Origin of the sequence: Streptomyces sp. B3I8 (assembly GCF_030816915.1) — a bacterium.
GTDB lineage: Bacteria > Actinomycetota > Actinomycetes > Streptomycetales > Streptomycetaceae > Streptomyces.
The window spans coordinates 2,783,963-2,796,078 of sequence record NZ_JAUSYN010000002.1 but is presented as its reverse complement, the minus strand read 5'-3'; the positions used below and the strand labels follow the sequence as shown (position 1 = coordinate 2,796,078).

Genomic DNA, 12,116 nt, shown 5'->3' with positions numbered 1-12,116 from the left:
TAACCGACGGGTGACCCCATGCTGCCGTTCATCCGGTAACCCCGCAAGGGGGCGCAGCGGTACCGTCACTGACATGAGTGAGCGAGTGCCCGCGCCGGGAGACCTGGCCCTGGTGCAGGACCTGGTGAACACGCTGGACCTGGAGTCGGGCGACGATGCGCTGGACACCGCCGGGGGGCGGGCGCGCTTCGGGCTGACCGGGGAGGGCGAGACGGCGGCGGCCCGCGAACTGCGGGAGGCGCTGCGGGTGGCGCTGCTGGCCCATGCCGGCCACCCCGCGCACCGGGAGGTGACGCCGCTGGAGGCGCTGCTGGCCGGGGCGCCGCTGGTGGTGACCGTCGGCGCGGACGGCACGGCGGGGCTGACCCCGGCGGACGGCCGGCCGCTCGCCTCCCGCGTGGCGGCGGCGATCGCGGAGGGGCTGGTGGCAGGCACCTGGTCCCGCCTCAAGGCCTGCGAGGCGACCGACTGCCACTGGGCGTACTACGACCGCAGCCCGGCGGGCCGGGGCCGCTGGTGCTCGATGTCGGTGTGCGGGGCCCGCGCGAAGATGCGGCGCTACCGGGCGAAGTGAGAGAACGCCCGAGGGGCGCCCCGGAGTACGGGACGCCCCTCGGCGGCGGGCGGCGGGCGCCAGGTGGGAGGCGCCGGGCGGCAGGACGGAGCCGTGGCGCCGGCGCCGGCCGTCACGGCAGGTTGCGGGCCATGACGATGCGCTGGACCTGGTTCGTGCCCTCGTAGATCTGGGTTATCTTCGCGTCGCGCATCATCCGCTCGACCGGGTAGTCGCGCGTGTAGCCGTAGCCGCCGAGGAGCTGGACGGCGTCCGTGGTGACCTCCATGGCGACGTCCGAGGCGAAGCACTTGGCGGCGGCGCCCTGGAAGGTGAGGTCCTTGTCGCCACGCTCGGAGGCGGCCGCAGCCTGGTACGTCAGGGCGCGGGCGGCCTCGATCTTCATGGCCATGTCGGCGAGCATGAACTGGATGCCCTGGAAGTCGGCGATCGGCTTGCCGAACTGCTTGCGCTCCTTGACGTAGCCCTTGGCGTAGTCGAGGGCACCCTGGGCGATGCCGAGGGCCTGCGCGGCGATGGTGATGCGGGTGTGGTCCAGCGTCTTCATCGCGGTGGCGAAGCCGGTGCCCTCCGCGCCGATCATGCGGTCGGCGGGGATGCGGACGTGGTCGAGGTAGACCTCGCGGGTGGGGGAGCCCTTGATGCCGAGCTTCCGCTCCGGGGCGCCGAAGGAGACACCCTCGTCGGACTTCTCCACGACGAAGGCGGAGATGCCCTTGGAGCGCTTGGTGGGGTCGGTGACCGCCATGACCGTGTAGTACTCGCTGACGCCGGCGTTGGTGATCCAGCGCTTGACGCCGTCGAGGACGTAGGTGTCGCCGTCGCGGACGGCCTTCGTCTTCATGCCGGCCGCGTCGGAGCCCGCGTCCGGCTCGGACAGGCAGTACGAGAACATCGCGTCGCCCTTGGCGAGCGGGCCCAGGTACTTCTTCTTCAGCTCCTCGGAGCCGGCCAGGATCACCGGCAGCGAGCCGAGCTTGTTGACGGCCGGGATGAGGGAGGAGGAGGCGCAGACGCGGGCCACCTCCTCGATCACGATGACCGTGGCGAGCGCGTCGGCGCCCGCGCCGCCGTAGCTCTCGGGCACGTGCACGGCGTGCAGGTCGTTCGCGACCAGGGCGTCCAGCGCCTCCTGCGGGAAGCGGGCCTCCTCGTCCACCGCGGCGGCGTGGGGCGCGATCTTCGCCTCGGCCAGTGAGCGGATCGCGTCGCGGAGCATGTCGTGCTCCTCCGACGGGCGGTACAGGTCGAAGTCAGCCGATCCGGCCAAGGTCTCTCACGCTCCCAGATTGCTGCGACGGTGATGCTCACTGCCGTGATGCTAACTACCGTTAAGTAACCAGAATTTTAGAGCCCTGCCGGAGTCCTGGATAGGTGAGTTCGACAACAACGGGCAGGCGGCCCCGACACCGACGGGCAGGCGGCCCGCGAACTCGACCGGCGCCGCCCCGGATATGCTCGGGCGCGCACCATCGCCGTAGACCTCTGGAGCAGCCATGGCCCTGAAGATCACCGTGATCGGCACCGGTTATCTCGGCGCGACACACGCCGCGGCCATGGCCGAGCTCGGGTTCGAGGTGCTGGGGCTCGACGTGGTGCCGGAGAAGATCGCCCTGCTGGAGCGCGGCGAGACGCCGATGTACGAGCCGGGCCTGGACGAGCTGCTGCGCCGGCACGTCGCGGGCATCGAGGGCTCGACCGGCCGGCTCCGCTTCACCCTGGACTGGGCCGAGGCCGCGGAGTTCGGCGACATCCACTTCGTGTGCGTGAACACCCCGCAGAAGCACGGCGAGTACGCGTGCGACATGTCCTACGTCGACTCCGCCGTCGAGTCGCTCGCCCCGCACCTGAAGCGGCCCGCGCTGGTGGTCGGCAAGTCCACCGTGCCGGTCGGCTCCGCGGACCGGCTCGCGGCCCGCCTCGCCGAGCTGGCGCCGGTCGGCGAGCAGGCGGAGCTGGCCTGGAACCCGGAGTTCCTGCGCGAGGGGTTCGCCGTCGAGGACACACTGCACCCCGACCGCGTCGTCATCGGTGTGCGCAGCGAACGCGCGGAGGCGCTGCTGCGCGAGGTCTACGCGACGCCGGTCGGAGAGGGCTCGCCGTTCGTGGTGACCGACTTCCCGACCGCCGAGCTGGTGAAGACCTCCGCCAACTCCTTCCTCGCCACGAAGATCTCCTTCATCAACGCCATGGCCGAGGTGTGCGAGGCCGCCGACGGCGACGTGGCCAAGCTGGCCGAGGCGATCGGGTACGACGACCGGATCGGCCGCAAGTTCCTGCGGGCCGGCATCGGCTTCGGCGGCGGCTGCCTGCCCAAGGACATCCGCGCGTTCATGGCCCGTGCCGGCGAGCTCGGCGCCGACCAGGCGCTGACCTTCCTGCGCGAGATCGACTCCATCAACATGCGCCAGCGCGGCCGGATGGTCGAGCTGGCCCGGCAGGCGCTCGGCGGCGGCCCGTTCCTCGGCAAGCGGGTCGCGGTTCTTGGCGCGACGTTCAAGCCGGACTCCGACGACGTACGGGACTCGCCGGCGCTCAACGTGGCCGGCCAGATCCACCTCCAGGGCGGCCAGGTCACGGTCTACGACCCCAAGGGCATGGACAACGCCGCCCGTCTCTTCCCCACCCTGGCCTACGCCCCCTCCGCCCTGGAGGCGGTGCGCGGCGCCGACGTCGTCCTGCACCTGACGGAATGGCGCGAGTTCCGCGAACTGGACCCCGCGGTCCTCGGCGAGGTCGCCGCGGCCCGGATCCTCCTGGACGGTCGCAACGCCCTGGACGCCGACCTCTGGCGCAAGTCCGGCTGGACCTACCGGGCGATGGGCCGCCCGACGGCTTGAGAGGCGCCGGACGGCCTCGCCGGTGCCACTGCCTCAGTCGTGGTAGTGGTAGCGGGCCTTGAGGATCTTCACTTCCTTGTCGTCCGCCCTGTACACGAGCCGGTGTTCGTCGTCGATGCGCCGGGACCAGTAACCGGACAGGTCGCCCTTGAGCGGCTCGGGTTTGCCGATGCCGGTGAAGGGGGCGCGCCGGATCTCGCCGATGAGGCGGGTGACCCGGCGGGCCGTCTTCCGGTCCGAGCCGAGCCGGAAGAGGAAGTCTTCCCAGCCGTCGGGGTCGAAGTGGACGCTCCTCACTCGTCGCCCGCCAGGTCTTCCAGTTCCTCCATGGTCTTGACGACCGTGGCCGCTCCCGCCCTGTCACGGGCCACCGCTTCCATGAGGCGGCGGGCGTTCGCCGGGGAACGCAGCAGGTGGACGGTCTCCTGCCAGGACTCGTAGTCCTCCGCGGACATGAGGACGGCGTCGCCGCCCCTGGAGCTGATGCGGACGGGCGTGTGGTCGTCGTTGACCTTCTTGAGCAGCGGGAAAAGGTCCCGGCGTGCCTCGCTGGCGCTTATGGTCATGTCCCGCCGCCTCTCTTGTCCGGTACCGGAAAACAGTACCGGTCTCGTACTGAGGAGTGGTACCAGGGCGTGGGAGGGGCGCCCGGCGGTCGCGGCGCCCTACGGGCACACCACCTCGTCCCCCTTCACCACCTCCGGGGCGTCCGAGGACGGCGGGGTGGCCACCTTCACCTTCCGTACGTCCTTGAAGTCCGCGCCCACCGTGACCTTCAGGGCCGGGCCCTGGCCCGGGACCGGGCGCAGTTCGCTGTCCGGCAGCGCCGTGGACAGCGATCTGGCCGACCGGTCCCAGCGGGGGTCGTACTCGACGACCGTCCGCCGCGCGTCGTGCACCGGCGCGTCCGCCGGCCGGCCCGTCACCGCGAAGCCCAGCCCGGCCAGCGCGCGGTCCACCCGCGCGGCCAGCCCCTTCGTCGTCGTGCCGTTCAGCACCTGCACCCGGATCTCGCGCGGCGCCACCTCCACCGCCGGCGTACGGTCGACGGGCGCCCGCCGGTGCGGCGGAGCCAGCGGGCGGTCCGCGCGCAGCGCCTCGAACAGCCCCCGGGCCTTCTCCTCGTCCCACTTCAGCGTCGAGCCGATCCCCTTCACCTGGAACGCCATCTGCGCGATCGGCACGGTCGTGAACTCCGAGGACGACGGCGAGAAGTTCCGCATCGCCCGCCCCAGGTCGAGCAGTTCGTCCGCGCCGAACCCCTTGTCCGCGCGCACCGAGCCGAGCACCGCCCGCGTCACGTCCCGGAACCGCATGGGGTTGAGCAGCACCCCGGAGGACGTGGTCCGCTCCAGCAGTGCCGCCAGGAACCGCTGCTGACGCCGCATCCGGCCGAGGTCGGAGGCCCCGTCGGCGTGCCGGGAGCGCACGTACTGCAGTGCCTGCCCTCCGGTCAGCCGGTGGGTGCCGGCGGGCAGGTCGAGCCCGGTGTACGCGTCCTTCAGCGGCTCCGGCGTGCACACCCGCACCCCGTCGAGGACGTCGACCGTGCGCATGAAGCTGGTGAAGTCGACCTCGACGTAGTGGTCGATCTTCAGGTCGGTCATGTGCTCGACGGTGCTCACCGTCAGGTTCGGTCCGCCCTCGGCGTAGGCGGCGTTGAGCCGGACCGGGTGCGCGGCCTGCTGCGCGCCGGTCCTCGGGTCGGTGCGCGCGGGCACCTCGGCGTAGGAGTCGCGGGGGAGGCTGACCACGGTGGCCCGCTCCCGGTCGGCCGAGAGGTGCACGATCATCATGGTGTCGGTGCAGTGGCAGGGCGCCCCGCCCAGATGGAAGTCGCGCCGCTCGGCGGCGGTCAGCCGCTCGCGGCCGTCCGTGCCGACCAGCAGCACGTTCGTGCCGTGGCCCGCAGCGGGGCGGTTCTTCATGTCGCGGAACGCGTCGACCCGGGCGATGTCCGACTCGATGCTGCTGACCACCGCGTGCCCGATCCCGGCGGAGGCGAGCACGACCACGGAGAGCGTGGCCGCCATTCGCGTCGCCCACCGCGGCCCGCCCCGCCGCGGCCGTCCGCCGCCGCCCGGTCCTCGGCGCCCCGGTCCGCGGCGGCCGGTCACGCGCGACAGCCCGGCGACGCCCGCACGCGGCGGCGGCGCGGCGCCCGGCCGGGACGGCACCGGGGTGTCCCGGCCGCCGGGCGCCTGCATCCGCGTACGGGACGACGCGGGCGGCCGGTACGACGCGGGCGGTCGATGCGGCGGGGGTTGCCGGTGCGGCGGGGGCACGGGGGGGTCGGACGGTGCGGGCACGGGGGACACCTCCGTGACGAGGGGGCCTGAACCGTGAGCACGGTATGCCCATACGATCTGAGGCCCGCCGCGGCAACCCGGCGGCGCGCACCGGTGTCCCCCGATCGCGGTAACGTGAGCATCGATTCTTCATGAACCGGAGGCGATCCCCGGCCCGTACGGAGGGAAGCCCCCGGCACGTCCGGACGAGAACTGCCGGACGAGACCTTCCGGATGAGAACTCTCCGGGCGAAACCCGGACGAAAAGACGAGATGGGATCCCACCACGTGAGTCAGGTGCGCTCCGACGGGCAGCTCCCCGCCGTGTCCGTGATCATGCCCGTCCTCAACGAGGAGCGGCACCTGCGCGGAGCCGTAACCGCGATCCTGGCCCAGGAGTACGCCGGCGAGATGGAGGTCGTCATCGCCCTCGGTCCCTCCGGCGACCGTACGGACGAGATAGCCGCCGAACTGGTGCGCGAGGACGCGCGGGTGCACACCGTGCCCAACCCGACCGGCCGCACCCCCGCCGCGCTCAACGCCGCCATCAAGGCCTCCCGGCACCCGATCGTGGTCCGCGTCGACGGCCACGGCATGCTCTCCCCGAACTACATCGCCACCGCCGTACGGCTCCTTGAGGAGACCGGCGCGCAGAACGTCGGCGGTGTCATGCACGCCGAGGGCGAGAACGACTGGGAGCACGCCGTCGCCGCCGCCATGACCTCGAAGATCGGCGTCGGCAACGCGGCCTTCCACACCGGCGGCGAGGCCGGCCCCGCCGAGACGGTCTACCTCGGCGTCTTCCGCCGCGAGGCGCTGGAGCGGCAGGGCGGCTACAACGAGGAGTTCATCCGCGCCCAGGACTGGGAGCTGAACTTCCGCATCCGGGAGGCGGGCGGCCTCATCTGGTTCTCGCCCGAGCTGAGGGTCTCCTACCGGCCGCGGCCCACCGTGCGGGCGCTGGCCAAGCAGTACAAGGACTACGGCCGCTGGCGGCACGTGGTCGCCCGCTACCACGAGGGCTCGATCAACCTGCGCTACCTCGCCCCGCCGACCGCCGTGTGCGCGATCGCGGCGGGCATCGTGGTCGGCGCCGCCCTGACCCCGTGGGCCTACGCCGTCCCCGCCGGCTACCTGGTGGCGATCGCCGCCGGGTCGCTGCCCGCGGGCAAGGGGCTGCCGCTCAAGGCCCGGCTGCGGATTCCCGTCGCGCTGGCCACCATGCACATGTCGTGGGGCTGGGGCTTCCTGACCAGCCCGCGCGCACTGGCCCGCAAGGTGATCGCCTCCCGCCGCCCCGCCGTGACCGCCGAGGCTGTCAATGCCGCCGACGCCGCCACGGACACCACCGCCGCGGGCTGACGGCGTACCGGCCCGCTTCGTCGGGCCCCTCGGACCTTCTCAGACCTCCTCGGGCCCCTCCCCCGACGGCGACCGCCACGGCGGCCGTGCCGGGGGAGGGGCCCGAGGCGAGTCTCACCAGGAGTAGTCCGGGTCCACCTTCATGCACGCCTTGGTGTCCGAGCCCTTGTCGAGCTTGGCCGACGAGGGCACCTTGTCGTCGTCCGCCGGCGCCTTGTAGGCGGTGCCCGTGCGCCAGTCGCCGCCCACGACCAGGGTGACGCCGGAGACGTCGGTGGACTTCTCCACCGCGTTCCTCGGTATGCCGAGCCGCTTGGCGATGCGCCAGGCGTCGCCCTCCAGATCCGCGCTCGGGTACCGGACGACCGTGGTCTCCTCGACGGGCAGCGCCGAGCCGTCCGCGGAGGCCTGGGTGAACCCGTCGCCCTTCAGCAGCTGCGTCACCTCGGTGGCCCGGCCGCCGACCGGCTCCTGCGTGTCGCTGCGGGTGCCGTTCACCACCTGCACGGCGATCTTGTCGTCGGCGGCGGCCGGGTCCGAGGGCTCCTTGTCCTTCGGGGCCTTCTTCTTGCCCTTGCCGTCCAGCGCCACGTCCTCGCGCACCAGACGGAACAGCTTGTCCGCGTCGTCCGGCTTGGGCAGCACCCGGTTGCCGTCGGAGGAGTACACCCACGGCATGGTCGTCATGGTGATCCGGTTCGTGGGGACCTTCCGCAGGTCCATGCTGAGGTCGTACAGCTTCTTCACCGTGCCGAGGCCGTCGTCGACGGTGAGCGACTTGGTGGCCGTCTCGGCGAGCTTGCGCATCTTGTTCGGGTTGCCGAGCGTGGCGTTCTCGCGGAGCTGACGGACCATCGAGTTCATGTACTGGTGCTGTGCCTTGGTGCGGGCGATGTCACTGCCGTCCTCGAACCCGTACCGGGTGCGCAGCCACGCCAGGGCCTGCTTGCCCTTGACGGACGTGGTGCCCTTCTCCAGCTTCAGGCCGGAGCCGTGGCCGGTGGAGGTGTGCGAGTAGACGTTCCTGTCGACGCAGACGGGGACGCCGCCGATGGCGTCGGCCATCGAGACCACACCCGCGAAGTCGACCATCATGAAGTGGTCGATGTGGATGCCGGTCAGCTTCTCCCAGGTGGCGACGGTGCAGCCGGGACCGCCGTGGTTCAGGGAGTCGTTCGTCATGGCCAGCGACGTGGTCGCCTGGTAGACCTGCTTGGTCTTGGGGTCGGTGCACTTGGGCAGGTGCAGCAGCGTGTCGCGGGGCATGCTCACCACCGACATGTTGCTGCGGTCCGCCGAGACGTGCAGCAGCATCTGCACGTCCGCACGGGCGTCCCCGCCGAAGGTGTCCTTCGCGCCGCCGAGCTTCTGGTTCTCCTTGCTGTCGCGCGCGTCGGAGCCGATCAGCAGGATGTTCAACGGGGTCTGCCCGGCCGCGTTGGGGGTGGGCGCGGCGGCGCGGTCCTTGGAGTCGCCGAGGTTGAGGTCGTCCTTCTTTATGTTCCCGTTCAGGTGCTGGTAGTAGAGGTACCCGGCACCCGCGGTGCCGAGTATCACCACCGCCAGAACCGTCGCGGACCAGCGCAGCACCCGGCGTCTGCGGCGCGGCCGGCCCGCGGCGCCGCCGGACCCGTCACCGTTCCCGGAGCCGCCGCCGCGCCGGTGGCCGCCGCCGGGCGCGGCCCGGCCGCCCGGCTCCTCGCCGTCACCGCCGGGGGAGCCGGTGCCCGTGGCACCGGCCCCGGCGGCGGTGGCCTGTGCGGCACCGCCCCGGGCCTTCGGCCCCCGGACGGTGCCGGGCGGGTCCGCGTCCGCGTCCCCCTCGTACAGGTCCGCGTCCCGACCGAGCCGGCCGGCGTCCCGGGCGCGTGGTCGCGCTCCCTCTCCCCGCACCTCGCTAGGCACCATCGCCGCCCTGCCTCCCCACCCTGTGCCCGTCACACGGGTCCGTTCACGGCCCGGCCGGGCGCCCCGTCGCGCCCGGTCCGGACCATCGCCGTTCGGTTGGACGCCTCTCGCGCCCGACCGGATGTATGCGCGCGGGCATTCCTTCGTGTCCGCCGCTCCTCGCGGCGGTACGACTGTCCGCGCCCGATGTCCTCGCGTCCCGTTGGACGCCGCACCGCCGCCGTACCGGAAACGTTCCGGCGGCGGGCGGTGCGTCTGCGCCCTGTTAGACGCGCAACGGCCCCGTCAGGTCATCACGTGGAGCAGATTTGCTTGTCCGCGGTCTGTTTCCCCTGGACGTCCGGCGCCTTCGACGCCGCCTTCACCGGTACTCCGGCGCCCTTGAAGTCCTTGCCGAGGGTCAGCACGATCGCGGGCAGCCCCTGGGCGTTCTTCTCGCTCTCGCCGGGCTTCAACGCGCTCGCGGGCAGCCCCATGAGGTCGGCCAGCTTGCGGGCCTGGTCGGCCTGGTCGGGGGAGTACTCCAGCGTCGTCCTGTCGAGCGGTGCGTCGGCGTTGCCGAGCTGGCTCGCCTTGGTGACCCCCTGCTGGTTCTGCAGCCAGGACAGGGTCTCCTGGGCGCTGCCGGCGGCGGCGCCGCCGTTGTAGATGTCGACGCGGATGTCGGCGGCGGAGGAGCGGGAGCCCTTCAGCCGGGCGGCGACGGCCGCCTTCTCCTTCTTCTCCTTCTGCTTCACCGCGGAGAAGGAGACGTCGTCCTTGATCGCCTGGAACACGGCGGGGGCCTGCGACTGGTTGACGACGACCGTCGCCTTGACCTTCTCGGCCGGGTTGTCGAGGACCGGGACGGTGAGGAAGGTGATGTTCTTCGGCGGCACCTTCTTCAGCTCCAGCGCCATGTCCTTCAGCGTGCTCGCCTTGCCGATGCCGGTGTCGACGGTGAGCGCCTTGGTGGCGGCCTCGGCGAGCTTGTAGAGCTTGGTGGGGCTGGTCAGCGTGTCGCTGGAGGACATCTTGCGGGCCAGCGAGCCCAGGAACTGCTGCTGCACCTTGATCCGGTCCAGGTCGCCCTCGTTGCCGAAGCTGTGGCGGGTGCGCAGGAAGGCGAGGGCCTGCTCGCCCTCGATCGTGTGCTTGCCCTTGGTCAGCTTCAGGTGCGAGTCCGGGTCGTTGACGTCCTTGCCCACGCACACCTCGACACCGCCGACCGCCGAGGTCAGCGTCTTGACGGCGTTGAAGTCGGCCATCATGAAGTGGTCGGGTTCGATCCCGGTGACTTCCTTGACCGTGCGCATGGTGCAGCCCGGGTCGCGGTCGTCCTGGCCGAGGCTGGTGTTGAACCGGACGTTCGGCGTGCCCCTGATGACCTTGGTAGTGCCGTCCTCCTGCTTGGTCGGGCAGTCCGGGATGTTCGCGATCAGGTCGCGCGGAATGCTCAGCGCGGTGGCGTTGGACCGGTCCTTGGCGACGTGCAGCAGGATGTTGGTGTCGGCGTGGCCGACGCTGTTCTTGTCGCCGTAGCCCTCGTTGCCCGCACCGGTGCGCTTGTCGGTGCCGATGATCAGCAGGTTGAAGGCCTCGTCCTTGCTGAAGCCGCTCTTGGCCGCGTCACCGACGTCCGTCGTGGTGATGTTTCCTTCGAGGTGCTTGAGGTACAGGTAACCCCCGCCCGCCGCCACGACGAGCACGAAGGCCATGCTGCCGCCGGTCCACAGCAGTATTTTCTTGGCCTTGCCCTTCTTGGGCCTGCCACCGCCGTGGCCGCGCCGGCGTCCGGGCGGCGGCTCCTCCGGGGCACCGCGCCGACGGCGCTGCCCGGGCAGCGCGTCGGGCGCCGGAGCCTCGCGGCCCGGCGCACTGCGGGACCGCCCGGTGGGGGCGGCGGCGCCGCGGGGTCTGGGTACCGAAGACTGCGGAGAGGAAGGGGGCAGTCGCAGTTCGTATTCGCCGGTGTCCGGGTTGAGTACCCACTGGTCTGCGGGGTCGATGTCGTCCGCCCGCCCACGGCCTTGCGCGTCCACGGTTTTTCAAATCCTCCGTCGGGGCCACGCGGCGCCTTTCCCCTCAAAGGCGCTCGGGTCACTTCGTGCGATGCGTGAGCCCGGGACGGACCTCGGGGCAGTGCACCGGGTCGCTCACACTATCCGCCCGGTTGGGACTTGAGCGACGGCAGTGCGCTTATTCACGTGCCTACAACCGGTCAATCCGACCATTTCTCACAGAGTTCTTAGCTCTGATGTTCCCTCTCTTGGCCCGCCTTTTACTCGGGACGTGCGCGGAGAGCGCCGGAATCGGGCATTCCGGAGCCCTCAGCGTGCCGTCGCCGTGACGCGTTCCGCCTCGACGCGCTGGGTCAGCCGCTCCTCGGGCAGTGCCTCCAGGTTCCGGCACAGCACCACCGAGGATCCCGTCGCGAGCGGGGCGTAGAGGCCCGCCGCGAGCCCGTCCCAGGTGTCGTACGGGAGCCCGGACAGCAACCGCGACCCCGGTCCCGTCAGGCCGAGCCCCGGTGCGTCGGCGCGGGCCCGCTCCACCACCTCCGCCCCGCTGAACTCCCGGCCCGCCACGATCAGTGCCGGTTCCTCCGGGTCGACCGGCGCGTACGGACGGAACAGGTCGCCCTGGCCGGGGACCTCCACCGCGTAGTCGAGGAAGCCCTCCGGCGGCTGCGGAAACCGCCCGCCCAGGGGGCGCAGGGCGAGCGCGACACGCTCCCCGGAGCACGCGCGCGCCGCTTCGAGCGACTCCGGCCCGCTGACGACGACATCGGCGGCGCCCGGCGTGCCCGCCACGTCGGCGACCGCCCCCACCGACGCGCACGCCAGCAGCCACACCGCCGTCTGCCAGTGCGCGGGCAGCAGCACCGCCACCCGGTCGCCGGGCTCCACGGACAGTTCGCCCTGGAGCAGGTTGGCGGTCTTGGCCACCCAATTGGCGAAGGTGGCGACGGAGAGTTCGACGCGTTCGCCCGTGGCGTCGTCGTAGAAGGTCACCAGGGGGCGCGCGGGGTCCGCGGCGAGCGCGGATCGCAGCAGGTCGGCAGGGGTGCGGTCGGTGGCGTTCACGCGCGTCAGCCTACGCGGGCGGCGCGGCCGGAACCCACCGTACGGGCCACCCGGGACCACCGGTTCGGCGCAACGACGG

Annotated in this window: 10 protein-coding genes; 3 read left to right on the top strand and 7 right to left on the bottom strand. The window is 71.8% G+C overall.

From position 1 onward, the window contains the following. The first annotated feature begins 73 nt into the window (after window positions 1–73). Entirely contained in the window at window positions 74–574 is a 501-nt protein-coding gene (locus tag QFZ64_RS14390) for a CGNR zinc finger domain-containing protein (RefSeq protein WP_307065716.1), read from the top strand. Window positions 575–686: 112 nt separating this feature from the next. Here QFZ64_RS14390 and QFZ64_RS14385 read toward each other — a convergent pair whose 3' ends face one another. Next, window positions 687–1,844 (bottom strand): acyl-CoA dehydrogenase family protein, encoded by a 1,158-nt coding sequence (locus tag QFZ64_RS14385; RefSeq protein ID WP_307065714.1) that lies wholly within the window; start codon window positions 1,842–1,844, stop codon window positions 687–689. 226 nt (window positions 1,845–2,070) lie between these two features. Here QFZ64_RS14385 and QFZ64_RS14380 point away from each other — a divergent pair, with 226 nt between their 5' ends. Beyond that, complete coding sequence (locus QFZ64_RS14380; protein ID WP_307065713.1) at window positions 2,071–3,414, top strand: UDP-glucose/GDP-mannose dehydrogenase family protein; 1,344 nt, start codon at window positions 2,071–2,073, stop codon at window positions 3,412–3,414. Window positions 3,415–3,447: 33 nt separating this feature from the next. On the opposite strand, the gene QFZ64_RS14375 is transcribed toward QFZ64_RS14380, so the two are convergent. The 3 genes from QFZ64_RS14375 to QFZ64_RS14365 form a co-directional block, all read right to left on the bottom strand. Then, the gene (locus tag QFZ64_RS14375; RefSeq protein ID WP_307065711.1) at window positions 3,448–3,711 is read right to left on the bottom strand and encodes a Txe/YoeB family addiction module toxin; all 264 of its coding nucleotides are present in this window, start codon (window positions 3,709–3,711) and stop codon (window positions 3,448–3,450) included. Beyond that, window positions 3,708–3,980, bottom strand: coding sequence for a type II toxin-antitoxin system Phd/YefM family antitoxin (locus tag QFZ64_RS14370; protein WP_307065708.1), 273 nt, complete (start codon window positions 3,978–3,980; stop codon window positions 3,708–3,710). Before QFZ64_RS14370 ends, QFZ64_RS14375 begins: the two co-directional genes overlap by 4 nt. Window positions 3,981–4,079: 99 nt before the next feature. Beyond that, window positions 4,080–5,447, bottom strand: coding sequence for an LCP family protein (locus QFZ64_RS14365; protein ID WP_307065707.1), 1,368 nt, complete (start codon window positions 5,445–5,447; stop codon window positions 4,080–4,082). 528 nt (window positions 5,448–5,975) lie between these two features. Between QFZ64_RS14365 and QFZ64_RS14360 the strand changes: the two genes are divergently transcribed. Then, entirely contained in the window at window positions 5,976–7,064 is a 1,089-nt protein-coding gene (locus QFZ64_RS14360) for a glycosyltransferase family 2 protein (RefSeq protein ID WP_307065705.1), read from the top strand. 114 nt (window positions 7,065–7,178) lie between these two features. On the opposite strand, the gene QFZ64_RS14355 is transcribed toward QFZ64_RS14360, so the two are convergent. The 3 genes from QFZ64_RS14355 to QFZ64_RS14345 form a co-directional block, all read right to left on the bottom strand. Next, window positions 7,179–8,972, bottom strand: a complete 1,794-nt coding sequence (locus QFZ64_RS14355; RefSeq protein ID WP_307065703.1) for an LCP family protein — start codon at window positions 8,970–8,972, stop codon at window positions 7,179–7,181. Window positions 8,973–9,265: 293 nt separating this feature from the next. Further along, complete coding sequence (locus QFZ64_RS14350) at window positions 9,266–10,993, bottom strand: LCP family protein (protein ID WP_307065701.1); 1,728 nt, start codon at window positions 10,991–10,993, stop codon at window positions 9,266–9,268. A gap of 288 nt (window positions 10,994–11,281) precedes the next feature. Further along, window positions 11,282–12,037 carry a TIGR03089 family protein gene (locus tag QFZ64_RS14345; protein ID WP_307065699.1) on the bottom strand — a complete coding sequence of 252 codons (756 nt, stop codon included), beginning with the start codon at window positions 12,035–12,037 and terminating at the stop codon, window positions 11,282–11,284. Window positions 12,038–12,116: the final 79 nt, after the last annotated feature.

Coding starts and splice junctions, on each gene's coding strand:
- QFZ64_RS14355 (WP_307065703.1), bottom strand. CDS start 8,972: ATGGTGCCTAGCGAGGTGCGGGGAGAGGGAGCGCGACCACGCGCCCGG.
- QFZ64_RS14370 (WP_307065708.1), bottom strand. CDS start 3,980: ATGACCATAAGCGCCAGCGAGGCACGCCGGGACCTTTTCCCGCTGCTC.
- QFZ64_RS14365 (WP_307065707.1), bottom strand. CDS start 5,447: ATGGCGGCCACGCTCTCCGTGGTCGTGCTCGCCTCCGCCGGGATCGGG.
- QFZ64_RS14390 (WP_307065716.1), top strand. CDS start 74: ATGAGTGAGCGAGTGCCCGCGCCGGGAGACCTGGCCCTGGTGCAGGAC.
- QFZ64_RS14360 (WP_307065705.1), top strand. CDS start 5,976: ATGGGATCCCACCACGTGAGTCAGGTGCGCTCCGACGGGCAGCTCCCC.
- QFZ64_RS14380 (WP_307065713.1), top strand. CDS start 2,071: ATGGCCCTGAAGATCACCGTGATCGGCACCGGTTATCTCGGCGCGACA.